This is a genomic window from Mycobacterium heckeshornense (genome assembly GCF_016592155.1).
Lineage (GTDB): Bacteria > Actinomycetota > Actinomycetes > Mycobacteriales > Mycobacteriaceae > Mycobacterium > Mycobacterium heckeshornense.
In genome coordinates this window covers 995,854-1,020,511 of sequence record NZ_AP024237.1, presented here as the reverse complement: position 1 = coordinate 1,020,511, position 24,658 = coordinate 995,854, and the positions used below count along the sequence as shown (strand labels likewise).

The 24,658-nt window shown below is 67.1% G+C and carries 21 protein-coding genes and 2 pseudogenes; 10 read left to right on the top strand and 13 right to left on the bottom strand.

From position 1 onward, the window contains the following. Positions 1–136: 136 nt before the first annotated feature. The 3 genes from MHEC_RS04940 to MHEC_RS04930 form a co-directional block, all read right to left on the bottom strand. Entirely contained in the window at positions 137–1,639 is a 1,503-nt protein-coding gene (locus MHEC_RS04940; protein ID WP_048890006.1) for an HNH endonuclease signature motif containing protein, read from the bottom strand. A 337-nt stretch (positions 1,640–1,976) separates the two neighbouring features. Next, complete coding sequence (locus MHEC_RS04935) at positions 1,977–3,095, bottom strand: MBL fold metallo-hydrolase (protein ID WP_048890007.1); 1,119 nt, start codon at positions 3,093–3,095, stop codon at positions 1,977–1,979. Between the two features lie 5 nt (positions 3,096–3,100). After that, positions 3,101–3,832, bottom strand: a complete 732-nt coding sequence (locus tag MHEC_RS04930; protein WP_048890161.1) for an enoyl-CoA hydratase — start codon at positions 3,830–3,832, stop codon at positions 3,101–3,103. Positions 3,833–3,921: 89 nt separating this feature from the next. Here MHEC_RS04930 and MHEC_RS04925 point away from each other — a divergent pair, with 89 nt between their 5' ends. After that, positions 3,922–5,178 carry an MFS transporter gene (locus MHEC_RS04925; protein ID WP_048890008.1) on the top strand — a complete coding sequence of 419 codons (1,257 nt, stop codon included), beginning with the start codon at positions 3,922–3,924 and terminating at the stop codon, positions 5,176–5,178. A gap of 7 nt (positions 5,179–5,185) precedes the next feature. Here the strand turns inward: MHEC_RS04925 and MHEC_RS04920 are convergent, their stop codons facing one another. Further along, positions 5,186–7,309 carry an amylo-alpha-1,6-glucosidase gene (locus tag MHEC_RS04920; RefSeq protein WP_201399441.1) on the bottom strand — a complete coding sequence of 708 codons (2,124 nt, stop codon included), beginning with the start codon at positions 7,307–7,309 and terminating at the stop codon, positions 5,186–5,188. Beyond that, a complete protein-coding gene (locus tag MHEC_RS04915; RefSeq protein WP_201399439.1) occupies positions 7,306–8,484 on the bottom strand; it encodes a glycosyltransferase family 4 protein in 1,179 nt (392 codons plus the stop codon). Before MHEC_RS04915 ends, MHEC_RS04920 begins: the two co-directional genes overlap by 4 nt. Before the next feature lie 134 nt (positions 8,485–8,618). Here MHEC_RS04915 and MHEC_RS04910 point away from each other — a divergent pair, with 134 nt between their 5' ends. From MHEC_RS04910 to MHEC_RS04900, 3 genes are read left to right on the top strand one after another with little or no spacing between them, the layout of a single operon-like run. Continuing rightward, on the top strand, positions 8,619–10,103 hold the full coding sequence (locus MHEC_RS04910) for an acetyl-coenzyme A carboxylase carboxyl transferase subunits beta/alpha (RefSeq protein ID WP_085194640.1): 1,485 nt from the start codon (positions 8,619–8,621) through the stop codon (positions 10,101–10,103). A 54-nt stretch (positions 10,104–10,157) separates the two neighbouring features. Continuing rightward, the gene (prrA, locus tag MHEC_RS04905; protein WP_086009237.1) at positions 10,158–10,868 is read left to right on the top strand and encodes a two-component system response regulator PrrA; all 711 of its coding nucleotides are present in this window, start codon (positions 10,158–10,160) and stop codon (positions 10,866–10,868) included. Between the two features lie 21 nt (positions 10,869–10,889). Continuing rightward, positions 10,890–12,230, top strand: coding sequence for a sensor histidine kinase (locus MHEC_RS04900; RefSeq protein WP_003922768.1), 1,341 nt, complete (start codon positions 10,890–10,892; stop codon positions 12,228–12,230). A 101-nt stretch (positions 12,231–12,331) separates the two neighbouring features. On the opposite strand, the gene arfC is transcribed toward MHEC_RS04900, so the two are convergent. The 3 genes and pseudogenes from arfC to MHEC_RS04885 all read right to left on the bottom strand — a co-directional run. After that, complete coding sequence (arfC, locus tag MHEC_RS04895; RefSeq protein ID WP_161552051.1) at positions 12,332–12,487, bottom strand: channel accessory protein ArfC; 156 nt, start codon at positions 12,485–12,487, stop codon at positions 12,332–12,334. Beyond that, positions 12,487–12,639, bottom strand: coding sequence for a channel accessory protein ArfB (arfB, locus tag MHEC_RS04890; RefSeq protein WP_003922767.1), 153 nt, complete (start codon positions 12,637–12,639; stop codon positions 12,487–12,489). Before arfB ends, arfC begins: the two co-directional genes overlap by 1 nt. A gap of 12 nt (positions 12,640–12,651) precedes the next feature. Continuing rightward, positions 12,652–12,870: pseudogene (locus tag MHEC_RS04885) on the bottom strand (OmpA family protein); the annotation flags it as partial. An 87-nt stretch (positions 12,871–12,957) separates the two neighbouring features. Here MHEC_RS04885 and MHEC_RS04880 point away from each other — a divergent pair. Next, positions 12,958–14,100: pseudogene (locus tag MHEC_RS04880) on the top strand (IS3 family transposase). Here MHEC_RS04880 and arfA read toward each other — a convergent pair. Continuing rightward, entirely contained in the window at positions 14,093–14,923 is an 831-nt protein-coding gene (gene arfA / locus MHEC_RS04875) for a channel-forming protein ArfA/OmpATb (protein WP_201399435.1), read from the bottom strand. The pseudogene MHEC_RS04880 and the gene arfA sit on opposite strands and share 8 nt — an antisense overlap. A 109-nt stretch (positions 14,924–15,032) precedes the next feature. On the opposite strand from arfA, the gene MHEC_RS04870 reads away from it, so the two are divergent. Both MHEC_RS04870 and MHEC_RS04865 read left to right on the top strand, forming a co-directional pair. Then, positions 15,033–15,206: a DUF2630 family protein gene (locus tag MHEC_RS04870; protein WP_003922765.1), complete on the top strand. Its 174-nt coding sequence runs from the start codon at positions 15,033–15,035 to the stop codon at positions 15,204–15,206. 3 nt (positions 15,207–15,209) lie between these two features. Next, entirely contained in the window at positions 15,210–16,784 is a 1,575-nt protein-coding gene (locus MHEC_RS04865) for a phytoene desaturase family protein (RefSeq protein WP_085194644.1), read from the top strand. On the opposite strand, the gene MHEC_RS04860 is transcribed toward MHEC_RS04865, so the two are convergent. Both MHEC_RS04860 and pdxH read right to left on the bottom strand, forming a co-directional pair. Beyond that, complete coding sequence (locus MHEC_RS04860; RefSeq protein WP_085194646.1) at positions 16,785–18,080, bottom strand: citrate synthase; 1,296 nt, start codon at positions 18,078–18,080, stop codon at positions 16,785–16,787. Between the two features lie 147 nt (positions 18,081–18,227). Then, positions 18,228–18,884, bottom strand: coding sequence for a pyridoxamine 5'-phosphate oxidase (gene pdxH / locus MHEC_RS04855; RefSeq protein WP_003922762.1), 657 nt, complete (start codon positions 18,882–18,884; stop codon positions 18,228–18,230). Between the two features lie 75 nt (positions 18,885–18,959). Here pdxH and MHEC_RS04850 point away from each other — a divergent pair, with 75 nt between their 5' ends. Then, complete coding sequence (locus tag MHEC_RS04850) at positions 18,960–20,078, top strand: citrate synthase 2 (protein ID WP_085194648.1); 1,119 nt, start codon at positions 18,960–18,962, stop codon at positions 20,076–20,078. Positions 20,079–20,169: 91 nt separating this feature from the next. Continuing rightward, complete coding sequence (locus MHEC_RS04845; RefSeq protein ID WP_003922760.1) at positions 20,170–20,625, top strand: VOC family protein; 456 nt, start codon at positions 20,170–20,172, stop codon at positions 20,623–20,625. Here MHEC_RS04845 and MHEC_RS04840 read toward each other — a convergent pair. Both MHEC_RS04840 and MHEC_RS04835 read right to left on the bottom strand, forming a co-directional pair. Continuing rightward, entirely contained in the window at positions 20,622–22,307 is a 1,686-nt protein-coding gene (locus MHEC_RS04840; protein ID WP_201399433.1) for an FAD-dependent oxidoreductase, read from the bottom strand. The two genes, MHEC_RS04845 and MHEC_RS04840, sit on opposite strands and share 4 nt — an antisense overlap. Positions 22,308–22,315: 8 nt before the next feature. Continuing rightward, positions 22,316–23,338, bottom strand: coding sequence for an AurF N-oxygenase family protein (locus MHEC_RS04835; RefSeq protein WP_201399430.1), 1,023 nt, complete (start codon positions 23,336–23,338; stop codon positions 22,316–22,318). Between the two features lie 160 nt (positions 23,339–23,498). On the opposite strand from MHEC_RS04835, the gene serC reads away from it, so the two are divergent. Further along, positions 23,499–24,617: a phosphoserine transaminase gene (serC, locus tag MHEC_RS04830; RefSeq protein WP_085194694.1), complete on the top strand. Its 1,119-nt coding sequence runs from the start codon at positions 23,499–23,501 to the stop codon at positions 24,615–24,617. Positions 24,618–24,658: the final 41 nt, after the last annotated feature.

The window sequence follows — 24,658 nt, the reverse complement described above, 5'->3', positions numbered from 1 at the left end:
CCTTTCCGTTGCCGACCCTACCGGTCGGGCATTGTGGCCGATCGCAGCGGCCAGCGACAAATCGCCGGGGCGCGGCGCATCACTCGGCCGCGCTCACCGTGTCGTGTGATGAAGCTCGAACCTCGTTGAGTCGCAGCTAAAACGGTGGTGGGTCGTCGTTGTTGTCGGGTGGGGGCAGGTTGAAGTAGTTGGGGTATTTTTCTCGGCGGGCGAGGCGCGCTTGCCGGTTGTGGCGGCGTTCGGTGGCGATGCGCTGTGCGCGGTCGTGGGCGCGGGTGCGCCGGCGTTTGGGCATCATCGCGCTGCGGTCCCCGCAGTAGTGCTGGGGTGGGCTGGCTGGCGGGTCGGCTATTGCGCCGGTGGGTTGGCACAGGGCCGGGAACAGCAGCGCGCTGCCCGGGGTGGTGACATAGGTGTGCCCGGTCGGGGCGGTCAGGATCAGGGTGCCGTCGGGCAGTTGCTTGTCGCGCCAGCCCCAGAAGGTTTTCACCAAATGATGTGTGCGGCAATAAGCTTTGAGGTTCGACGCGTGGGTCGGCCCGCCCTGCGCGTAGGGGATCGTGTGGTCGAGGTCGCATTCGAATGCCGGACGGTCGCAGCCGGGCCAGCGGCAGGTCAGGTCCCGGCAGCGCACAAAATCGGCCAGCGCCTTCGACGGGGTGTATCCCGGCTCGGGCGGGGCATCGCCGGGATGCACCAGCGGCATCAGCTTGGCCGAGGTGGCCAGTTCTGTCACGAGTTCCGGTGGGAGCAGCCCATCGGCTGCCACCAGCGACCCGGCCGCGGCGCCGTTGGGCTGCTCGGCGATCAGGTGAAGTGTCACCGGGCTGGCGGCCGGGCGCGTGCCGGCCGCACAATCGGGGCGCCCGCAGCGGCAGCCCAGCCGATCGGCCCCGGCGGCGAGTGCGCCCAGCGCATCGGCGCGGCGCTGGGCACGGGTGCGCGGATCGTGGTCACACACCGTGGCCGCCAACGCGTCCAACCGCTTGTCCAGGGCCTGGGCGTCGGTGGTGAACACGGTGCCGTGGATTTCGGAGGTGCCGCCCTCGTCGCGAGGGCCGATCCAGACCTGCCGATCGGCTTGATATTCCTTGCGTCGGCGCACCGCCTCGGCGTCGGCTCGGGCGACGATCTTGTCGACCATCGCAGCCAGCCGGGCCCGGGTCAGCGACGGCCAGCGCGGCACCGCCATGGCCAGCTTGGCATCCACCGCCGCCCGCACCTCGTGGTCGGTAATCAACTCGGTGCGGTACACGATCGTCTGGAACGTCCGATAGTCGATATCCCCGGCCGTGAACACCGCGCCTGTCTTGGGTAGCCGCTCGCGCATGGCCCGGGCATAGCGCAGCCGGCTATCGGCCAACGCCTGGCTGATCCGCAACGCGGCCGCGACCTCGGCGGCCACCGCCTCTTCGGTGTCGATCGCCCACTGCTCGGTTTCCGCACACCGCGACAACCGGTGGGCGAATAGCTCACCGATCGCGGTCAGCTGCGCGGCCGCCGCCCGATTCTCCGCCCGCCACGCCGCACAGATCTGACCCACCAGCGCCGCCGATTCCGGTGTGGTCGAGGGATGACGCCGCTCCCACATCTCATCGAAGCGGGCGATCACCGCCAACCGCGCCTCTTCATCGAACATGTGTGCGAGTATGCCATAGCGGTATGACAAAACGGGTGGCACTGTGGCCACGCCCGCAACCTGCGTAAAGCAGCACCGCAACAGCCCAAGATCGGCGCTGCGCGCCGTCCGCGGCCGGTGACATACGGGCCCGATGTCGACGCCGCGCTAACGGTCTGCTGGACAGTGCTCGCAACGCCAGCCAGCAAACGGCTCGCCCGCATGCTGGCCGAGCCCGTGGCAGTCCTGCGCCATTTCGCAGAGCTGATCATCGATGACGAAACTGCCGAACTATTGGTGTCAATGTCGGCGGCCACCATCGATCGCCGCCTGGCTGACCAACGAGCCAAATACCGGCTCAGGGGCGCCACCACGGAAAGAGTTCGCCGGGTTCCTCGGCGTCCACGCGCTCACCCGGCCTGGGCGCCGCAACCCGCACCTGCGCGGCGTCGGCGGCCGCGAGCAGCCGTTCGATTGGCTCGGCCCACGGATGCGGCGCGAGCCGGAACGTACACCAGTGGATCGGCACGAGAAGCCCAGAGCCCGACCCGGTGACGTCGAGGTGCGCCCGGACCGCCTCCTCGGGATTCATGTGGATATCCGGCCACGCTTTGTGGTAGGCACCGACCGGCATCAGTGTCACGTCGAACGGCCCATAGTCAGCGCCGACCTGAGCGAAAGTTTTGGTGTAGCCGGTGTCGCCGGCAAAATATGCGCGCCGGTTCGGGCCGATCACCACCCATGACGCCCACAGGGTGTTGTTGCGGCTGAAGAAACGACCCGAAAAATGCCGCGCCGGCGCACAAATCAGGGTGAGTTCGCCGACCTGGGTGCGTTCGAACCAGTCCAGTTCGATGACTCGTTGATCGGGAATGCCCCACGCGCGCAGATGAGCGCCCACACCCAACGGCACCACGAACGGGGCCCACTGACTGTGGGCCAACGCGATGACGGTGTCGATGTCGAGATGGTCGTAATGGTCATGGCTGATAACGATGGCGTCGACGGCCGGCAGCGCGTCCACTTGGATCGGCGGCGGATGCATCCGCTCGGGGCCGATCACATCGGAGGGTGAGCAACGGTGACTCCACACGGGGTCGGTCAGCACCCGGTAACCGTCGACCTCAAGCAGCGTCGTGGCGTGGCCGAACCAGCTGACCGCCAGCCGATCCGGGCCGCAGTCGATGACGCCCGGGCGGGCCAGCGGAATCGGCACCGGCGGACGGGTGGCGGCCAGACCGCCAATGATCTCCCGCAGGATGAGCTGCTGCTGCTCGCGGTCCGGGCTGAACAGCGATGCCGGGTCAATGTTGACAAAAGCACCGTCGCGAAAGTTAGGCGAACGCTCGGCCACCTTGCGAATTGCGGAAGGGTCTGCGCCGAGCGCGGCCGGGGCGCCGTGCAGTGCCCGCAGCACCCACCCGCCGGCCGCCAGCGTGGCCGTCCCCACCACCAGCCGCAGCGGTCCGCGCAGCATGACGGTCAGGCTCCCCGGAACTTCGGTGGTCGCTTCTGCATGCGAGCAACCTGGGCCTCGATCGCGTCCTGGCTGGCCCACGCCTTGTCGAACAGCTCCTTATGGATCGGCGCCGGGTCTTCGATGGCGCCGTCGTCGTTCAGCACTCGCTTGGCGTGCTGCAGGGCCAACGGCGCCAGGCCGGCGATCTCCGCCGCCCAGGCCTGCGCGTCGACCACCGTGCCGATCCGATTGGCCATGCCGGTGGCCAGCGCCTCTTCGGCCCCCAGCTTTTCTGCCGCGAGCAGCATCGCCCGCGCACGGCCATGCCCGACCAGCGAACACAACCGCCGAATGCTCCAGTTGTCAAGTGCCAAGCCATATTTCGATGTAGGAAATTGGAAGAACGCGTCCGGGGCCACTACCCGCAGATCGCATTGCATCGCCAGTTGCAGGCCCGCGCCGATGGCGGGTCCGTTGATCGCGCCGATCACCGGCATCGGCGCAGCATCCATTGCTTTGTGCAAAGCGATAAGCCGGTCCGGATAATCCGCGGCGAACGCGTCCCCGCTCAGGTCGGCGCCCGCGCAGAACACACTGCCCTGACCGGTCAGCACGATGGCGCGCACGTTCTCAGCCGTGGCCTTCTCGACGGCTTCGCGCAACTCCTCGACGAGCTCGGAGTTCAGCGCGTTTCGGCGCTCGGCCCGCTGCAGCTCGATGGTGGTGACGGCTTCGACGCGAGTGACACCGATCAACATGCGCGCCAGCCTAATGGGCAGTAGGCGATCCGGACGGGGCGGTGTCATGTTGCGACGGCGGGGTGCAAAGCCGCAAGAATCTAGGGGTGCCAAGCCAAGACGTCGTCGAGCCGACGGTGCGGACGCGTGACCGCATCGCGCTGCAGGCAGTGAATTTCTTCATGGCTGACATGGAGGCCGGCATGGGCCCTTTCCTGGGGGTGCTGTTGGCCGGCCGGGGCTGGACCACCGGCACCATCGGCACGGTCATCACCCTGGGCGCCATCGTCGGCATGCTCACGGTCGCACCCGCCGGAGCGTTGGTGGATGCCACCACCCGCAAGCGAGCCTGTGTCATCGTGGTCGGCCTGGCCGCTGTCGCGGCCTCGGCGGTGATCTTGACCACCCGGCACTTCTGGGTCGTCGCCGCCGCGCAGTCGGTCATGTGCATCTCGGGAGCGACGATCGCACCGGCGGTGATCGGCATCACCCTCGGCGTCGTCGGCCAGGCCGGATTCACCAGCCAGAACGGTCGCAACCAGGCTTACAACCATGCCGGCAACATGGCCGGTGCCGCGATCTCCGGACTGCTCGGCTGGATATTCGGCTACGCCGGGGTGTTCTGGCTGGCCGCCGGCTTCGCGGTGGTCACGATCGCGGCAACCCTGGCGATTCCGGCTGGTCGCATCGACCATCACATCGCCCGCGGCGAAGCGCTGAGCGGCGATCAGGCCCCGGTCAAGAAGCTGCGGGTGCTCCTCGAATGCCGGCCGCTGCTGGCGCTGGCCGCCGCGGTGACGCTGTTCCATTTGGGAAATGCGGCGATGCTGCCGCTCTACGGGCTGGCCGTGGTCGCCACCCACGCCAACCCGTTTACCACGGTCGCCAGCACCGTCGTCGTCGCCCAGGCGGTCATGATCCCCGCCTCGCTGCTGGCGATGCGGATCGCGCAAACCCGCGGCTACTGGCTGGCGATCCTTATCGCGTTCAGTGCCCTGCCCATCCGCGGGCTGATCGCGGCGAATGTCATCACCACCTGGGGTGTCATTCCCGTCCAGGTGCTCGACGGCATGGGCGCCGGCATGCTCTCGGTGGCGGTGCCCGGGCTGGTGGCCCGCCTGCTCGACGGCACCGGGCACATCAACATCGGTCAGGGTGCGATCATGGCCGCCCAGGGGCTCGGGGGCGCACTCAGCCCGGTGCTCGGCGGCTACGTCGCCCAAATACTTGGATTTCCAACAGCTTTCGCTCTGCTCGGCGCACTATCGGTGGGCTCGCTGATCATCTGGCTCACGTTCGGTCCGATGCTGCGCCGCGCGGGCAACCACCTGCCCGCGGTATCGGCACCCGCCGAGGTGACCTGAACAGGTTTCACTCGTCGGACGTCACCAGCTCCCAGTCCGGCGGCAAGCCTTGCGTCGTGGCCTTCCGGCCCCGGGCTTCCACGTGCACGGTCGCGCTGCCGAGCACCAAATCCGTCAGCGCGATCCGGCCCCACGCCGCCGGCAACCGCGGCCGCACCGTCAGCCGGCGCCCGGGCACGTCGGGCTCCAGTCCCAGAAACGACCTCACCAGCAGCAGCGGAGCCGCGCTGGCCCACGCCTGAGGGGAGCACGACGTGGGGTAGGGAACCGGGACGCTGAACTGCTGGCGCGGGAACCCGCAGAAGAGCTCCGGCAGCCGCGCCCCGAACAACTCCGCCGCGTCGAGTAGCCCGGTGGCCAACCGTTCGCCCAGCTCTACCGCACCCGGGAGGTGCCGGTACCGCAGCAGCCCCGCGACCGCGATCGCGGTGTCATGCGGCCACACCGAACCGTTGTGATAGCTCATCGGGTTGTAGGCACCCATGGTCGTGGCGAGCGTCCGCAGCCCGAACCCGCTGTCCATCTCGGGCCCTGACAGCCGTTCGATGAGCAGGGCGACGTGCTCGTCGGCGGCGATTCCGGTCCACAAGCAGTGACCGACATTGCTCGTCAACGCGTCGACGGGGCGCTTGTCCTTATCCAGCGCGATGGCGTACCAGCCCTGCTCCGGCAGCCAAAAGCTTTCCAGGAACTTCGCCCGCAAGGTGTCGGCACGCTGACGTAGCCGGTGCGCCAACTCCGCGTCGCCAAAGGCGTCGGCGAGGTCGGCACGCGTCAGCAGCGCGGCGTACTGGTAGCCCTGGACTTCGCACAGCGCGATCGGCGGCTCAGCCGGGCGCCCGGACGCGTCGTTGATGCCGTCGAAGCTGTCCTTCCAACCCTGGTGGATCAGCCCCAGGTCGGTGGCGCGCCGATACTCGATGAAGCCGTCGCCGTCCCGGTCGCCGTACTGCTCGGCCCACGCCAGCGCCGCGTCGGCAGCCGGCAGCAGTGACCGCACGATCGCCGGCTCGGCGCCCCAGCGCCAGCATTCGCCCAGCAGCATCACAAACAACGGGGTGGCGTCGATCGAGCCGTAATACACGCTGCCGCCGAGCACATCCTCGCTGGCCGGACCGCGCCGGACCTCGTGCAGGATGCGACCGGGCTGTTCCTCGGTCACGGGGTCCTCGCGGCGGCCCTGGGCGCGCGCCAGCCGGCGCAAGGTGCCCAGCGACAGGTCGACGTCCAGCGGCAGCGCCATCCAGGCGGTGAGCAGACTGTCACGACCGAACAGCGTCATGAACCAGGGCGCCCCCGCCGCCACGTATGGCCGCTCGCTGGCGGCGTCGTGGATCAGCAGCGCACCGAGGTCACTTTCGGTGCGCCGCAACACTTGTGCGAGCACCGGATGGTCGGTTTCGACCTTCGTCGCAGTGTCACGCCAGGCCTCCAGCTTGCGCGCGGGTGCGCTGGCCTCCAGATTCTCGCCGCGGCGCAGCCGGGGGCTGAGCTTGCGGTCTGCCTCCGTCGGCTCGGCGATCAGCTCGATTTGACGCTGTTCGCCCGACGGTACGACGATCCGCCACGCCAGCGAACCCGGCAGCACGATCGGGTCGCCCGTGGCGGTGACGGTCAGTCCTCGTATCGGGTCGGCACGGTCGCTGAGCACCAATTCGTTGTCCGTCACGGTCATGTCCGCCGAACCGATGGATGAGCGGCCTTCTTTCACCGCGAACAGATCGGCGAAGTCGGCATCGACGACCAATTGCAGTGACACAACGGTGGTTTCGGAATCCAGGTTGTGCAAGGAGATGGTTTCCCGCATCCCGTCGGCGATCAACCGCTCCCGCACGATCAGCAGGGTGCTGTCGGTCCTTCCCGCTCTGGGCGCTCGGCGCAAAAGAAACTGCGCCGCAAATGCTTCCGGCGTGTGCACAGCCAGCGGTTCGGCAGTCTGACCGTGCAAGCGCAGCTCCCACCTGGACAGCACCCGGGCATCGCGGAAGAACAACCCGTGTGGTCGGCCGGGCAGTACGTCGCCGTGCTGATCGGACAAGCAGAAGGTGGAGCCCTCAACCAGCGTTATGGTGTCACCACCCGAGCCGATGCGCGTTGGCTCGCCGACGTTGAAGGCTCCTGGGACGCTCATGCACTGACTTTCTCGTCAGGTTCAAGATAGCGGACGGCCTCTATGACGTCCGTCTCATTGTGAATTGCATGACGCCGCAGCACCTTTCGATAGACCTGCTCGTAGCCGCAGCCGAGCGCGGACACGTCGAAGTGGGCCGCGACATGGCGCCGGCAGGCGGCTGGATCGAGTGTTCCGACGTGGCGAATGGCGGTCGCGAGTTCTTCAGGGCGGTCGCACACGAAACCCGTCACACCGTCGACGACCACCTCCGGCACCGCGCCTCCGCGCAATGCGACGACCGGCGTGCCGCACGCCATCGCCTCGATCATCACGATCCCGAACGGTTCCTCCCATTGGATGGGGAACAGCAGGCAACGCGCACCGCCGAGCAGCTTGCGCTTGCTGACCGCGTCGGCCTCACCGAACACGTGGTCGGTGTCGGTGAGCAGCGGCCGCACGCACTCTTCGAAGTAGACCTTTTCCGACGGCTCGCTGCACTTGCCCGCGAGCACCAGTGGAATGCCAGCCTCGTGCGCGGCCTGCACGGCCAGATGCGCGCCCTTGTACGGCGCATACCGCCCGAGGAACAGCGCATAGTCGCCTTTCCTGGCCTGGAACGGCCAGTCCTTGATGCGCAGCGCATTGTGCACGCGCCCAACCCAATTCAGGTCGGGAGCCAGTTGCCGTTGTCGGTCGCTGATGGCCACCAACCCCACATCATCGCCCAGCTCGCGGTAGTAGGGGTAGAGGTCTTCGTCGATCGGGCCGTGCACGGTTGCCACCGTCGGCAGCCCGAGCGCCCGATATGACGGCGCGTTGAGCGGCCCGGCGAAGGTGTGGTCGTGCACAATGTCGACCCCGTCGACCGCGGCTATCCGGGTTATGGCGCTCCGCACCTTCAGCGCGTGCATCACCTCGGGGTAGGGCTCCCCGAGCCGTTCGGGCACGGTGCGATCCCACAGTGGGATGAACTTCGCCGCAGTGTGCGAATCCCCGGCGCCCAGCACGGTGACATGGTGGCCGCGGGCCACGAGCGTGTCGGCGAGATCGGCGACGACCGCTTCCACCCCGCCGTAGCCCTTCGGCGGGATATCGAAATACGGCGGGGCGGCCAACACGATCCGCATCGGACGCCGCAGGTCCGTTGCCCCCGGTCCGACCGTAGCTTCGACGACGAAGTCGCTGCCGCGCATCGATTTCCCTCCCTTCGACCTCCGCCACACGCGTTAGCACTCTCATTCGTCGAGTGCTAATTATGGTCGCCGGGCCCGCTCTCGCCAAGTAGCCGTGGTGTCGCACACCAAATCCCACTGGCTACCCTCAAACGGTGCGCCGCACGGGAATCGACGAGCTGCGCGAGGCGGTGCTTGACGACGGCTCGTTCGTCAGCTGGGACACCACGCCACCCGCGGTGCCGGCCTCAGAGTCCTATGCCCGGGAGCTGGCCGCCGCCCGGGCTGCCACCGGTGTGGACGAAGCGGTGCTGACCGGGGAGGGACGGGTTTTCGGGCGCCGGGTCGCGGTGGTGGTGTGCGAATTCGGCTTCCTCGGCGGCTCGATCGGCGTGGCAGCGGCAGAGCGAATCACCGCGGCGATGCAGCGGGCAACCGCAGAACGGCTGCCGCTGCTGGCGTCGCCCAGTTCCGGCGGTACCCGCATGCAGGAGGGCACCGTCGCGTTCCTGCAAATGGTCAAGATCGCCGCCGCCGTCACCCTGCACAAGCGGGCCCACCTGCCCTACCTGGTGTATTTGCGCCACCCGACCACCGGCGGTGTGTTCGCGTCGTGGGGTTCGCTGGGGCACATCACCATCGCCGAGCCCGGCGCGCTGATCGGGTTTTTGGGCCCGCGGGTGTACGAGCAGCTCTACGGCGAACCGTTTCCCGCCGGCATTCAGGTCGCGGAGAACCTGCAGCGGCACGGGGTGATCGACGGTGTCGTGCCGCTCGAAGAGCTGCGCGACACGCTGGATCGCGCGTTGAAGGTGCTCGCCGACGCTCCCGAGCCACCACCGCCGTCGCCGCCCGCCGAGCCGATACCCGATGTCCCGGCCTGGGATTCGGTGGTGGCGTCGCGGCGACCGGACCGCCCGGGAGTGCGGCATCTGCTGCGGCACGGCTGCACCGAGCAGGTGCTGTTGTCCGGGCTGCAATTCGGCGCAGATCAGGGCGAGGCGGCGACTACCCTCCTCGCGCTTGCCCGGTTCGCCGGCCAACCCGCCGTCGTGCTCGGCCAGCAGCGCATCGTCGGGGGCATCGTCGGTCCGGCCGCATTGCGTGAAGCCCGCCGCGGCATGGCGTTGGCCGCCGAACTGCGTTTGCCGTTGGTGCTGGTCATCGACACCGCGGGCCCCGCGTTGTCGGCCGAAGCCGAGCAGGGTGGGTTGGCCGGCGAGATTGCCCGCTGCCTGGCCGACCTCGTCACGCTGGACACACCGACGGTGTCGGTGCTGCTGGGCCAGGGCAGCGGCGGGCCGGCACTGGCGATGGTGCCCGCCGACCGGGTGCTGGCCGCACTGCACGGCTGGCTGGCGCCGCTGCCGCCGGAGGGTGCCAGCGCGATCGTCTTCCGCGATACCGCACACGCCGCGGAACTGGCTGCGGCACAAGGGATCCGGTCGGCCGACCTGCTCGCGTCGGGCATCGTCGATCGGATCGTCGTCGAGCACCCCGATGCCGCCGACGAGCCGATCGAATTCTCCAAACGGCTTGCCGGCGCCATCGCCGCCGAAGTGCATGCGCTGCGCGCTGTGCCCGACGCCGAGCGCATGAGGACCCGGCTGCAACGCTACCGCCGGATCGGGTTGCGCTGACCGTCGGCGGCGCACAGCTCGGCGTCCCACCGGCGGGCGGCTCCTTCAGGCAAGATAGGCGGCATGGACACTGGTGTGACCTCACCCCGCGTGCTGGTTGTCGACGACGACTCTGACGTGCTGGCTTCGCTGGAACGCGGACTGCGGCTCTCCGGATTCGAGGTGTCGACCGCGGCCGACGGCGCCGAGGCGTTGCGCAGTGCCACCGAAACCCGACCCGATGCGATCGTGCTGGATATCAACATGCCCGTGCTGGACGGGGTCAGCGTGGTCACCGCGCTGCGCGCCATGGACAACGACGTGCCGGTGTGCGTGCTGAGCGCGCGCAGCTCGGTCGACGACCGGGTGGCCGGGCTGGAAGCCGGCGCCGACGACTACCTGGTCAAGCCGTTTGTGCTGGCCGAACTCGTCGCGCGGGTGCGTGCACTGTTGCGCCGGCGCGGCTCCACCGCGACGTCGTCGTCGGAAACCATCACGGTGGGCCCGCTGGAGGTCGACATCCCGGGCCGGCGCGCGCGGGTCAACGGGATCGACGTGGACCTCACCAAGCGGGAGTTCGACCTGCTCGCGGTGCTGGCCGAGCACAAGACCGCGGTGCTGTCGCGCGCCCAGCTGCTGGAACTGGTGTGGGGCTACGATTTCGCCGCCGACACCAACGTCGTCGACGTGTTCATCGGCTACCTGCGGCGCAAGCTGGAAGCGGGCGGTGCACCCCGGCTGCTGCATACTGTTCGTGGGGTCGGATTCGTGCTGCGCATGCAGTGACGGGAAAAGACCCATGCAGCCATGAACTTACTATCCCGAATCCTGACCCGTACGCCCTCGCTGCGCGCACGGGTCGTGGTCGCGACGGCCATCGGCGCGGCCATCCCCGTGCTGATCGTCGGCACCATCGTCTGGTTCGGGATTACCAAGGACCGTCAGTACTGGCTGGACCGCCGCCTCGACGAAGCGGCTGGTTTCGCGATTCCGTTCCTGCCACGTGGCCTCGATCAGATCCCGCGCTCACCCAGCGACGCCGACGCCATCATCACGGTCCGCCGCGGTGACACGGTCACGTCGAACTCGAGCATCACGCTGCCCAAGCTCGACCAGGACTACGCCGACACCTACATCAACGGAAAACGCTATCGGGTGCGGACGGTGGACATCCCCGCACCGCAACCGATGTCGGTGGAAGTCGGAGCCACCTACGACGAAACCATCGCCGACACCAATGCCCAGCACCGCCGGGTGGTGCTCGTCTGTGCGTTCGCCATCGCCGCGTCGGCGATATTCGCTTGGCTGCTGGCGACATTCGCGGTGCGACCGTTCAAACGGCTGGCCCAGCAGACCCGTTCCATCGATGCCGGCGACGAGGCGCCGCAGGTTCAGGTGCGCGGCGCCACTGAGGCCGTCGAAATCGCCGAGGCAATGCGGGGGATGCTGCAGCGCATCTGGGACGAGCAGAACCGCACGAAGGAGGCGCTCGCCTCGGCCCGCGACTTCGCGTCGGTGTCGGCGCACGAGCTGCGCACTCCGCTGACGGCAATGCGGACCAACCTCGAGGTGCTGGCCACCCTGGACCTGCCCGACGACCAACGCAAAGAAGTCCTCAACGACGTGATCCGCACCCAGTCACGCATCGAGGCCACGCTGAGCGCGCTCGAACGGCTGGCGCAGGGCGAGTTGTCCACCCGGGAAGACCATGTGCCGGTCGACATCACCGAGTTGCTCGACCGTGCCGCGCACGATGCCATGCGGGTCTACCCGAATCTCGACGTTTCGCTGGTACCCTCGCCGACCTGCATCATCGTGGGACTGCCAGCCGGGTTGCGGTTGGCCGTCGACAACGCGATCGCCAACGCGGTCAAACACGGCGGCGCCACCCGGGTTCAGCTGTCGGCGGTCAGCTCGCGAGAAGGCGTGGAAATCGCGATCGACGACAACGGCACGGGAGTGCCCGAGGAAGAGCGCCAAGTGGTGTTCGAGCGGTTTTCTCGCGGGTCGACGGCCTCGCATTCGGGGTCGGGACTGGGGCTGGCGCTGGTGGCCCAGCAGGCCCAATTACACGGCGGCACAGCATCGTTGGAAAACAGCCCGCTGGGCGGGGCGCGGCTGCTGCTACGCCTGCCCCCACCCAGCTAAGCCCGGGCTTCCGCGCCGAGTGTGCAGCTTTTCCACGCAATTCGCCGAAGTTTCCGACCACAACCTGCACAGTCGGCGACGTAACGGCCGGGCCCTACGGCCTACGTCTCCTTGTCCTGTGGCGGTTGTGTCTCCTCCCCGCCGGCAGCACCGCCCACCGGTATTTCGCGTCTGACGCGCCGAACCGTCATCGCGAACGTCAGCACCACACCCAAGACGAACGCCAGCGCCAGCAGCCACCAGTTCACGTCGTCCATCACCGTGCACCTGTCTCACGTGAGCCCGGCATGTCCGCGATGGCTTGTTCTTCGCTGGTGCGCCTGATCGCGATGACCGTGATCACCCACGCAACCGCCGATCCCGCCACGAAAGCCAGCAGATACCACATCCATTGGATCACGAAATCCATCTCGGATTCTCCTTAGCTGACCACGATTTCGACGCGGCGATTCCGGGCACGCCCCTCCGGAGTGTCGTTGCCGGCGACCGGGTTGGCCGCGCCCATTCCCTTGGCCGTAATGCGGTCGCCTGTCACACCTTTGGCGATCAGGAAGTCGGCGACCGAATTCGCCCTGTTGTCGCTGAGCGAAACATTGACAGCGTCGTCGCCGGTGTTGTCGCTGTAGCCGTTGACGGTGATGTGCGTGGGGTGTTCCCGGTGAATGAGTCCGCCTTGTTTTAGAGTCCTGTGGCCCCGTGGATGGGGCTGGAAGGGATGATGAAACACATGGGTGGTCGGAAGCGGCATTCCGCGGAGGACATCGTGCGCAAGCTGCGCCGCGCGGACGAGCTGGCCGCGGCGGGCAAGACCGGTGAGGAGATCGCCGCCGAGCTGGAGGTGTCGGCGGCGACGCTGTACAACTGGCGCCGCACCTATGGCGGGATGGATATCGATGCCGCCAGGCAGCTCAAGGAGTTGCGGGAGCAGAACGCGCGGTTGAAGCGGCTTTTGGCCGAGGCGGAGTTGGAGAAGGATGCGTTGCGGGAGGTTGCGAAGGGAAAATTCTGAGCCCGGCCGCCAAGCGTCGCGCCGTGGACATGCTCAAAGAGGTGTTGAGCATGTCGGAGCGGTTGGCGTGCAAGGCGGTTGGGCTGGCTCGTTCTACCTACCGGCGCACTCCGGTCGCGGCGACCCCGGCCGACCCGGATGCCGATCTGCGGGTCTGGCTGCGCGCGTATGCCACCAAACATCCCTGCCATGGGTTTCGGCGCGCCTGGGCGGCGTTGCGCCACGATGAGGGCCGTGAGGTCAACAAAAGAAGGTCCACCGGCTGTGGCGTGAGGAAGGACTGCAGCGGCGGGCGTATTCGCCGCGTAAGCGCGCGGGGTGTCGTCGGCGCCGCAGGTCGTCGCGGACGCACCCAAGGTGGTGTGGGCGATCGATTTTCAGTTCGACTCCACCATCGACGGCAAGGCTGTCAAGATCGCGTCGATGGTCGACGAGCACACTCGCGAATCGCTGCTGAACATCGTGGAGCGCTCGATTACCGGCGAGCGTCTCGTCGATGAACTCGAGCGGGTGTTCGCCTCCGCCGGTGGACCGCCGCTGGTGCTGCGCATGGACAACGGCCCGGAGATGATTTCGCAAGCGTTGCAACAGTTTTGTGACGGCACAGTCGGATTGTCCTACATTCCACCCGGAGCGCCGTGGGACAACGCCTACATCGAATCGTTCAACAGCAGGCTCAGGAAGGAGTGCCTCAACCGCAACCACTGGACCAACCTGCTGGAGGCCCGAGTAGTCATCGGTGACTTCAAGCACGAACATAATCACCGGCATCGTCACTCCGCGCTGGGCTACCTCACCCCGGCCGAGTACGCTGCCCGATGCAGCCACACCCACACCCCTGTGGCCTGCGAAATCAACTGAATCCAGAACAACAAAACCCGACTCTAGAACCGGGTGGACTCAGTATCGGGGACTCGCCATGCGCGCCAGGGCAGCTTTTCAGCTTGTCCGCGACTTGAGTCAGCTTTTGCTCGTCGTCAGGTGTGAGTGTAAAGCTGTTGGTAGGAAAGGTGATTGGCGTGGGCAGCACGCGGTTGACGGCTTGTTGCAAGTCGGCACACGCAGCGGTCGGCGCAACCGGGCCGCTGACTTCCATCTTGTCCACGATGTTCAGATTCGGCCAGGCATCCTCAGCTGCCTGCTCGACGGCGTCGCCCTGGTCGTTCGTGGCAGCGGTCCCCGCCAACGTGATGGTGTCGCCGTCGACGGTAAGTTGGAAATCCCTGATCGACGCGGCGGCGCTGAAAACCGGTCCGGCGTCGGAGCAATCGAGCGCGTTGACGTTGGGGTTGATCGTGATTTTGTCGACGACGTTGACGTCGGGACCGACCGAGCTCTTGACCGCTTCCAGTAGTGCGCTCTTGGCCATGTCATCGGGGAACTCCCCACGCAGCGTTATATCGTTGCCCTTACGGACAACTGAGAGCGGTGCCAGCGAAATAACCGGTACCCGTGGGGGTTTAGGCACAGGTCTGGCAACACTGGTATGGGTTTCGCCCGGAACCTTAGCGACCGGACCGGCGGCCTGCGAACGCGACCGCTCGGCCAGCCCGTAGCCGATCACTGTCAGCAACAGCGGAATAATCACCACGGCGATCAGCCACGCAATGCCGAGGGGGCATCGATAGAACTTCGCGGCTCGCCGCCATTGGGTGTTTGCGGGTGCTTCGCCGGAACCCGCCATCTGCCCTCCCATACCAATGGTGTTCGCAAGCGATAGGAAGCCTAGCTAGGCCACCGAACCACTGCCCGGTACTCCGCAGCACCGCGCTTGCCTCAGGCACACTGGAGAGGTGGCAGAGGAGAGAAAACCCACCGACCAAGACACCCTGGCGCGAATCCGCGACTTGGTTGCCGAGGAGAAGGCGCTGCGCGATCGGCAGCGTCGGGCGCTGCGCGAGACCGGTGCTGACCCCCGAGACGCCAGCGTGCGCCCGCCGGACCAGGTCGAGGGCTACCTCAGCTAGCCGATGGCCTCGGCCAGCTCGACGCGCGATTTCGATGCGATCGTGGTGGGTGGCGGGCACAACGGGTTGGTAGCGGCCGCGTATCTGGCCCGCGCCGGCTTGCGAGTGCGGCTGCTCGAGCGGCTCGACCATGTCGGTGGGGCCGCGGTCTCGGCCCAAGTCTTCGACGGCGTCGACACACAACTGTCGCAATATGCGTATCTGGTCAGCTTGTTACCGCCGCGCGTCGTCGACGACTTGGGCGCGCCGGTTCGGTTGGCACGGCGGCGGTATGCGTCGTATACCCCCGACCCCGCTACGGCCGGTCGCCGGGGTCTGCTTGTCGGAGCCCAGAACACCTTCGCCGCGATCGGAGCCGCCGATGACGAGCCAGGGTTCATAGCGTTTTACCGGCGCTGCCGACTGGTGACTGAGCGGCTGTGGCCGACGTTGCTCGAGCCGCTGCGCACCCGTACCCAGATGCACCGGCACGTCCTTGACGGCAACAGGCCCGAGGCCGACGCGGCATGGCGAGCGATCACAGAAGAACCCATCGGGCACGCCATCGCCGCCGCGGTGGGCAACGACCTCGTCCGCGGCGTGATCGCCACCGACGCGCTGATCGGCACCTTCGCCGGCGTCAACGACCCGTCGCTGCGCCAAAACATCTGCCTGCTGTATCACCTGCTCGGCGGAGGCACCGGGCACTGGGATGTCCCGGTCGGCGGCATGGGTTCGGTGACGGCGGCCCTGGCCGCCGCGGCCACCAGCCACGGCGCCGAAATAGTAACTGGTGCAGATGTTTACGCGGTCGACCCCGAAGGCGAGGTGTGGTACCGCTGTGGCGGCGAAGAATGCCGCATCCGGGGCCGAGTCATCCTGGCCGGCGTCACCCCGGTGGTGCTGGCCGACCTGCTGGGCCAGCCCCGGCCGCCACTGGCCGAGGGCTGCCAGGTCAAGGTGAACATGGTGGTGCGGCGGCTGCCTCGCTTGCGCGACGACGGGGTGACAGCTGAGCAGGCCTTCGGCGGAACCTTCCACGTCAACGAAACATGGACCCAGTTGGACGCGGCCTACTCGCGGGCGGCCAGCGGAGGATTGCCCGAGCCCTTGCCCTGCGAAGTGTATTGCCATTCACTGACCGATCCGAGCGTGCTGTCCGCCGCGTTACGCGACTCCGGCGCGGCGACCCTTACGGTGTTCGGCCTGCATACACCGCACACATTGCGTGCTGACCGCAGCCCCGGCGTGGCCCGCGATCAGCTCACCGAAGCGGTCCTCACCTCGCTGAATTCTGTTCTGGCCGAACCGATTCAAGATGTGCTGATGATCGACGCCCACGGCCGGCCCTGCATCGAGACGAAGACCACGCTAGACCTGGAGCGAACGCTGGCGATGAGCGGCGGCAACATCTTTCACGGTGCCCTGTCCTGGCCGTTCGCCGACGACGACGAATCGCTGGATACGCCGGCGCGCCAGTGGGGGGTGGCCACCGACTACGAGCGAATCATCGTGTGCGGCTCGGCGGCCCGGCGTGGGGGCGCGGTGTCGGGCATCGGCGGTCACAACGCCGCGATGGCGGTGCTGGCGTCCAACTGACTAGCGCGCGTCGATCGCGACATAGTCACGCTCGCCATGCCCGACATAGATCTGGCGCGGACGGCCGATCTTGCTCTCACCCTCGTCGTGCATCTCACGCCAGTGCGCGATCCAGCCGGGCAGCCGTCCCAGCGCGAACAACACCGTGAACATCCGGGTGGGGAACCCGATGGCCCGGTAGATCAGGCCGGTGTAGAAGTCGACGTTGGGATAGAGCTTGCGTTCGACGAAGTAGTCGTCGGTGAGCGCGGCTTCCTCGAGCGCCTTGGCGATCTCCAGCAGATCGTCGTCGGCACCGACCTTGCCGAGAATCTTGTCGGCCTGCTCTTTGACGATCCGGGCCCGCGGGTCGTAATTCTTGTAGACGCGGTGCCCGAAGCCCATCAGCTTGACCCCGGCTTCACGATTTTTCACCTTGCGGACGAAGTCGTGCACGTCGCCGCCCTCTTGGCGGATCTTCTCCAGCATCTCCAGCACCGCCTGGTTGGCCCCGCCGTGCAGCGGTCCCCACAGCGCGTTGATGCCGCCGGAGATGGACGTGAACAGGTTGGCCTGGGACGAGCCGACCAGCCGGACGGTCGACGTCGAGCAGTTCTGCTCGTGGTCGGCGTGCAAGATGAACAGCATGTCCAGCGCGCGGACCACTTCCGGGTCGACCTCGTAGGGCTCGGCGGGCAGCCCGAACGTCATCCGCAGGAAGTTCTCCACCAGGGTGTGTGAGTTATCCGGGTAAAGGAACGGCTGCCCGACCGACTTCTTGTAGGCGTAGGCCGCGATCGTGGGCAGCTTGGCCAGCAGGCGGATCGTGGATAGCTCGACCTGATCGCTGTCCATCGGGTCCAGCGAGTCCTGGTAGTACGCCGAGAGTGCGTTGACTGCGCTCGACAACACGGGCATGGGATGCGCATTGCGGGGAAAGCCGTCGAAGAACCGTTTCAGGTCCTCATGCAACATGGTGTGCCGCTGAATCTGGTGGGTGAACGCGGCCAGTTGTTCCTTGGTCGGCAGCTCACCGTAGATCAGCAGATAGCTGACCTCGATGAACGTCGACTTCTCGGCGAGCTGCTCGATCGGGTAGCCGCGGTAGCGCAGGATGCCGGCGTCTCCGTCGATGAAGGTGATGGCGCTCTTGGTGGACGCGGTGTTCGCGTAGCCGGTGTCGAACGTCGTGTATCCGGTCTTGGCCAGCAGCGAGCCGAGTGCGATGCCGTCGGCTCCTTCCGTGGCATGCACGATTTCCAAATCCAACTCGCCGCCCGGGTAGCGGAGAGTGGCGACGTCGTCGGTTGCGGCCACAAGAACCCCTTTGCGCTAATCAGCAGTGACAACGCTGGCCTTACCAGGCGTGTATAGCTCAAGGTAGTCGCTATCTTCTCGGCGCGCCTGCGGGGGGCCACCCAAGGCGACCAACCTGCCTCGCTCGCGGCGCGCACCGCCCCGGGGTCAGGGCTGCAGGCGCTCGACCCGGCCGCCGATGACGCGAATCCGGTTGTGGAGCCGGTTTTCCCGGCCTTGCCAGAACTCGACCACCTCGGGTGCGATGCGATACCCGCCCCAGTTCGGCGGGACCGGGATGCGCTCGACGTCGGCAAAACGCGCGCTCACCTCGGCGAGTCGAGCCAGCAATGCCGCCCGGGAGGCGATCGGGTGAGACTGCTGCGACGCCCACGCACCCAGCTGCGAGCCGCGTGGCCGCTTGGACCAGTAGTCCTCGGTGACCCGCGGATCGACCTTGGTCACCGGGCCGCGGATGTGGAATTGCCGACCCAGCTGGTACCAGGGAAAGGTCGCCGACGCGTACGGGGTGGCCGCGAGCTCGGCACCCTTGGCGGAGTCGTAGTTGGTGAAGAAGGTGATCCCGCCCTCATCGACGTCTTTGCACAGCACCGAGCGGGTGACCGGCCGCCCGGCGTCCACAGTGGCCAATACCATGGCGTTAGGCTCGGCGATCCCGGCGCGTTCGGCGTCACCGATCCACTTGCGGAACAACGCAACCCACCCGTCGTCGAGCCAATCCGCGTCGAGGTCGGGGCATCCGTCTTTTTCGGCGCTGTACTCAACCCGCATCGCCGCCAAGTGTTCGCTGTCAGGACCTGCCATCGCGCCCACGCTACTCCCGCTCCTCCTTACCGACCGGTAGCGGCGGTGGTTGGGCGGAATGAGAGAATCGGCGCCATGACTGTGGTCCCGGAGAATTTCGTCGCCGGCCTCGACGGTGTGGTCGCGTTCACCACCGAGATCGCCGAACCGGACAAGGACGGGGGCGCGCTGCGCTATCGCGGCGTCGACATCGAGGACCTGGTGAGCCGGCAGGTCACCTTCGGCGATGTCTGGGCACTACTGGTGGACGGCAAATTCGGCCATGGCCTGCCGCCGGCCGAACCGTTCCCCCTGCCGATCCACAGCGGCGATGTGCGGGTCGATGTGCAGGCGGGGTTGGCGATGTTGGCGCCCATTTGGGGATACCAGCCGCTGCTCGACATCGACGACATCACCGCGCGAGAGCAGCTGGCCCGCGCCTCGGTGATGGCGCTGTCCTATGTCGCCCAGTCGGCGCGCGGCATCTACCAGCCCGCAGTTCCGCAACGAATCATCGACGAATGTCCCACGATCACAGCACGTTTCATGACGCGTTGGCAAGGCGAGCCCGACCCGCGCCACATCGAGGCCGTCGACGCCTACTGGGTATCAGCCGCCGAGCATGGCATGAACGCGTCGACGTTCACCGCACGGGTGATCGCATCCACCGGCGCAGACGTGGCCGCCGCGCTGTCTGGGGCGATCGGGGCGATGAGCGGCCCGCTGCATGGCGGTGCACCGGCCCGGGTGCTGCCCATGCTCGAAGAAGTCGAGCGCACCGGCGATGCCCGCGGTCTGGTCAAAGGAATCCTGGATCGCGGCGAGAAACTGATGGGGTTCGGGCACCGGGTCTATCGCGCGGAGGATCCCCGAGCGCGGGTCTTGCGGGCGACCGCCAAGCGGCTGGGCGCTCCGCGCTACGAGGTGGCGTTGGCCGTCGAGCAGGCGGCATTGGCCGAGCTGCGTGAGCGCCGCCCGGACCGCGCGATCGAAACCAACGTCGAGTTCTGGGCAGCGGTGGTCCTCGATTTCGCCCGAGTGCCGGCCAAAATGATGCCGGCGATGTTCACCTGTGGCCGGACCGCCGGTTGGTGTGCCCACATTCTCGAGCAGAAGCAACTGGGCAAGCTGGTGCGGCCGTCGGCGATCTACGTGGGCCCCGGACCGCGTAGCCCGGAGTCGGTCGAAGGCTGGGACCAGATTCAGAAAGGTTGAGGCCACACGCTGCGATGAGTTTGCGTCGGTGGCCGGGTCGGTACTGGTGAGCCCGTCCGGGCCGCGAGAAACCTGACCGTAGGAGGCCATCATGGCGATCACCGTCGAACCCGCACTGTCACCGCATCTCGTCGTCGACGACGCCGCCGCGGCGATCGACTTTTACGTCAAGGCTTTCGACGCCGTAGAGCTGGGCCGGGTGCCTGGCCCCGACGGCAAGCTGATCCACGCCGCGCTGCGCATCAACGGCTTCACGGTGATGCTCAACGACGACTTCCCCGAGACCTGCGGTGGCAAGTCGATGACACCGAAGTCACTGGGCGGAACCCCGGTCACCATTCATTTGACCGTCACCGACGTCGACGCCAAGTTCCAGCGTGCGCTCGACGCCGGCGCCACCGTGGTGGCGCCGTTGGACGACCAGTTCTGGGGGGACCGCTACGGCGTGGTCGCCGACCCGTTCGGTCACCACTGGTCGCTGGGACAGCCGGTGCGTGAGGTCAGCATGGAGGAGATCGCCGCAGCGATGGGCCAAGCGGCGCGTTAAGCCAATTCGCGCAGCCGGTTGACCAGCCGCTGCCGCAGCGGCGGCGCGGGCGCAAGCGCCGCGGCTGCCAGCATGTCGGTGATCGAGGTGAACTTGATGCGGGGACGTCCGTCGGCGGTGCCGCGGGAGATCTCGGCGGCGTCGATGGCCTGCCATCCGGCGGCGTCCACGAGATCGGGCTGACGTTCCCGCACGAGTTTGTCCAATGCCGACGGTCTGCTGATCGGCTCGGCGAGCAAGCCGGCGTTGAAGTCGTCGACGAGCTGCTGTACGGTTTGCTGCGCGCAGGACTTGTTGGTGCCGATGAACCCGGTCGGCCCGCGCTTGATCCACCCCGCGACGTAGGCGCCGGGCACCGGTCGGCCTGATGTCGGGTCGACGACCCGGCCCCTGTCGTTGGGGACGACACCGGCGTCTTCGTCGAACGGCAGATCGCGAATCGGCTTGCCCCGATAGCCGATTGAGGTCAATACCAGGCCGGCCTCGAGTGCGCACACCCGGTCGGTGTCCGTGACGCAGAACTCGACGCCGCTGGCGCGCTGGCGGCCGAGCACCCGCCGGGGTGTGAGTCGGTAGGCCAACCGGATTCGTGGCCGCGACGACGGCGACGAGCTGTCGCCGAGTTTGCTCAGTATTTCCAACTTCTGCCGGGTCAAGGTCTTCGCGGCGGCGGCCAGATCGCGCTGCACCAGCTCGTGGTCTTGCGCGTCCAGCACGATGTCGGCCGTCGCGGTCAACCCGATCAGCTCGGGCAGCGTGAACGCGGACTGCGCCGGTCCGCGCCGGGCCGCGATGACCACCTCGTGGACCCGCGACCGCCGCAGCGCTTTGAGCGCGTGATCGGCAATGTCGGTCTGAGCCAACTTGTCCGGATCGGCGGTGAGCACGCGGGCGACATCTAATGCGACGTTGCCATTCCCGATGATCACGACACGCTCGTGGCTGAGATCCATGGGCAGATCGGCGAATTCGGGATGGCCGTTGTACCAGGCCACCACCTCGGTGGCGGTGCCCGTGCCGGGCAAGCCCATGCCTTCGAGGCCGAGCCGGCGGTCGTTGGGTGCGCCGCTGGCGTAGATGACGGCGTGGTGGTGGGCGAGCAGCTCGGCGTGGCTCAGATGCTTGCCGACTTCGACGTTGAGGTAGAAGCGAAAACCTCGGCGCCTAGCGATCCGGTCGAATAGCGCGGTGACCCGCTTGGTGCTCTGGTGATCGGGCGCCACCCCGGCGCGCACCAACCCGTAAGGGGTGGGCAGCTTCTCGAAGACGTTGACCCGCACCCCGTGCTGGGTGAGCAGTTCGTCGGCGGCGTACATCGCGGCCGGGCCTGATCCGACAATAGCCACGCTCAGCGCACCGCGGCGCGGTTGCGGGGCGGGGATCACCGGGGCCAGCTTCGATGTGGGGGGCAGCTTCTGCCCGGCGGGCCGCTCAGGGTAATAGGACGCGTTGATTTCGGCGAACGCCCGCTGGTCGGCCGTCAACCGGGTATCGGGCGCGATGGCCCCGACCGGGCACGCACTCACGCAGGCACCACAGTCGACGCAGGCGACCGGGTCGATGTAGAGCATCTCGGAAGTGGCAAACCCGGGCTCGTCCGGTGTGGGATGGATGCAGTTCACCGGACAGGCGTAAACGCAGGACCCGTCGCTACAGCACGACTGGGTGATGACGTGCGGCATAACGGCAGTCAGGCAGCCGGAACGGCCGCCAGATGCTGGCGCTGCGGCTCGCTGCGGTAGCGCGACGGCTTGCCGTTGATCTTGCAGATCCGCCACACCAGCTTGGCGATCGGGTTCATCAGGCCGGTGTCGCAGGCGAGCATCCGAACGTCGGCGAACATGTCCTGCAGGAACTTCCGGGACTCCGGGGAGCGGAAGAACAGCTCTTTCTTGACCTCGCGCGGGATGTCGAATTCACGCCAGAAGCTCTTGGGCGGCACCGTGATCGCTTGGCCCAGCATCCGCATCACCACCGGGACATACAGCGACAGCCAAAACCGCTTCCGCTTGGGCAGATGCGGAACCCGCTTGCGCAGGTATTCGTGGGCGAAGGAGATGTGTCGCGCCTCTTCGGCCACGTGGATGGCCATCACCCGCTCGATGATCGGGTGCAGCGACTTCCCTTCTCGCAACACGTTTTTCTGGGCGTGGTCGATCGGCTCCTCACCTGCGAGCACCCCGAAAAAGAACGGAATCGGAAGCGGGCCGGCGACCAGCGGAATCAACGGCGACACCCACCGCAGGAACCGGGGCGCGCCGGGCACGTCGGTGCCGATGCGGTTGATCATCTCCTGAAACATCATGGTGTGGTTGCACTCTTCGACCGACTCGTGCAGGCAGTACCGGTACTCCGGCGAGCCGTTGGGCACCCAGAACGCGTACTCCATCAACCCGCGGATCAGAACGGATTCAAACTGCAGGCCCACCTTGGCGACATTGGCCTGACGCCACATACCGATCTTGATCTGGCGCTCCAGCGGCTGCGCCAGATACCACGGGTGCCGCCCCAGCGGATCGGTCTGCGGCAGGATCCAGCGGGGGTCGTCGTCGCTCACCGCGAAGTCCGGTGAGTCCCAGTCGATGTCGGTGTACGGATTGAAATTGCGCCGCACCGACCCCTCGGACAGTGTGGTCAGCAAGTCGACGTAGTCGGCGTCGTCCCGCACCTCCATGTTGCGGCGCCACCGCTGCACCATTTTCGTCCGAGCCATGAATAGCCTCCTGACGAGGTTTACATTCGTACGGGTTGTGTACACAGTACCGGAGGTATCGCCAACTTGCTAGAGTCGGGTCCGCCAGTGTGGCCGAGCCGCCGCCACCCGCCTCGTTGTGACTCGGGTCACACATGTGGTGCTCACTAGGCTGGTGGGCATGGTTGACCAGCTCACGATCCCCGACGGCATCAAACCCCGCGACGGCCGGTTCGGATCCGGACCGTCGAAGGTCCGCCCCGAACAGCTGCAGGCGCTCACCACCAGCGCCGCCGGGCTGTTCGGCACGTCGCACCGGCAAGCCCCGGTGAAGGACCTGGTCGGCCGGGTCCGCAGCGGTCTGCGCGAGTATTTCTCGCTGCCCGACGATTACGAGGTGATCTTGGGCAACGGCGGTGCCACCGCGTTTTGGGACGCCGCTGCGTTCTGCCTGATCGACAAGCGGTCACTGCACTTGAGCTACGGCGAGTTCAGTTCGAAGTTCGCCTCGGCGGTCGCCAAGAATCCGTTCGTCGGCGATCCGGTCATCGTCAAGGCCGATCCCGGCAGCGCACCGGAGCCGCGCAGCGATCCGTCGGTGGATGTGATCGCGTGGGCACACAACGAAACCTCGACCGGGGTGGCCGTGCCGGTGCAGCGTCCGGTCGGCTCGGGCGATGCGCTGGTCGTCATCGATGCCACCTCCGGCGCGGGTGGCCTGCCGGTCGACATCACCGAGGCCGACGCCTACTACTTCGCGCCGCAGAAGAATTTCGCCGGCGATGGTGGGCTGTGGCTGGCCATCCTGAGCCCTGCGGCGCTGGGCCGCATCGAGGCCATCGCCGAATCCGGGCGGTGGGCGCCGGACTTTTTGTCGCTGCCGATCGCAGTCGACAACAGCCGCAAGAACCAGACCTACAACACGCCGGCGATCGGCACGCTGGTGCTGCTGGCCGAGCAAATCGACTGGCTGCTAAGCAATGGCGGCTTGGACTGGGCGGTCAAACGCACCGCCGACTCCTCGCAGCGGCTGTATTCATGGGCCCAGGAGCGGCCCTACACCACACCCTTCGTCGCCGAGCCGCGGCTGAGGTCCCAGGTGGTGGGCACCATCGACTTCAGCGACGACGTCGACGCCGCCGCAGTCGCCAAGGTGCTGCGGGCCAACGGCATCGTCGACACCGAGCCGTACCGCAAACTCGGCCGCAACCAACTGCGGGTCGCGATGTTTCCCGCGGTTGACCCCGATGACGTCAGCGCGCTCACCGCGTGCGTCGACTGGGTGGTCGAGCGGCTCTAAACGGTGCCGAGCCGGCCCGCGTGTCAGCGCGGTTACGGCGG

Coding starts and splice junctions, on each gene's coding strand:
- MHEC_RS04940 (WP_048890006.1), bottom strand. CDS start 1,639: ATGTTCGATGAAGAGGCGCGGTTGGCGGTGATCGCCCGCTTCGATGAG.
- MHEC_RS04935 (WP_048890007.1), bottom strand. CDS start 3,095: ATGCTGCGCGGACCGCTGCGGCTGGTGGTGGGGACGGCCACGCTGGCG.
- MHEC_RS04920 (WP_201399441.1), bottom strand. CDS start 7,309: ATGAGCGTCCCAGGAGCCTTCAACGTCGGCGAGCCAACGCGCATCGGC.
- MHEC_RS04915 (WP_201399439.1), bottom strand. CDS start 8,484: ATGCGCGGCAGCGACTTCGTCGTCGAAGCTACGGTCGGACCGGGGGCA.
- MHEC_RS04900 (WP_003922768.1), top strand. CDS start 10,890: ATGAACTTACTATCCCGAATCCTGACCCGTACGCCCTCGCTGCGCGCA.
- arfC (WP_161552051.1), bottom strand. CDS start 12,487: ATGGACGACGTGAACTGGTGGCTGCTGGCGCTGGCGTTCGTCTTGGGT.
- arfB (WP_003922767.1), bottom strand. CDS start 12,639: ATGGATTTCGTGATCCAATGGATGTGGTATCTGCTGGCTTTCGTGGCG.
- arfA (WP_201399435.1), bottom strand. CDS start 14,923: ATGGCGGGTTCCGGCGAAGCACCCGCAAACACCCAATGGCGGCGAGCC.
- MHEC_RS04865 (WP_085194644.1), top strand. CDS start 15,210: ATGGCCTCGGCCAGCTCGACGCGCGATTTCGATGCGATCGTGGTGGGT.
- pdxH (WP_003922762.1), bottom strand. CDS start 18,884: ATGGCAGGTCCTGACAGCGAACACTTGGCGGCGATGCGGGTTGAGTAC.
- MHEC_RS04850 (WP_085194648.1), top strand. CDS start 18,960: ATGACTGTGGTCCCGGAGAATTTCGTCGCCGGCCTCGACGGTGTGGTC.
- MHEC_RS04845 (WP_003922760.1), top strand. CDS start 20,170: ATGGCGATCACCGTCGAACCCGCACTGTCACCGCATCTCGTCGTCGAC.
- MHEC_RS04840 (WP_201399433.1), bottom strand. CDS start 22,307: ATGCCGCACGTCATCACCCAGTCGTGCTGTAGCGACGGGTCCTGCGTT.
- MHEC_RS04835 (WP_201399430.1), bottom strand. CDS start 23,338: ATGGCTCGGACGAAAATGGTGCAGCGGTGGCGCCGCAACATGGAGGTG.
- serC (WP_085194694.1), top strand. CDS start 23,499: ATGGTTGACCAGCTCACGATCCCCGACGGCATCAAACCCCGCGACGGC.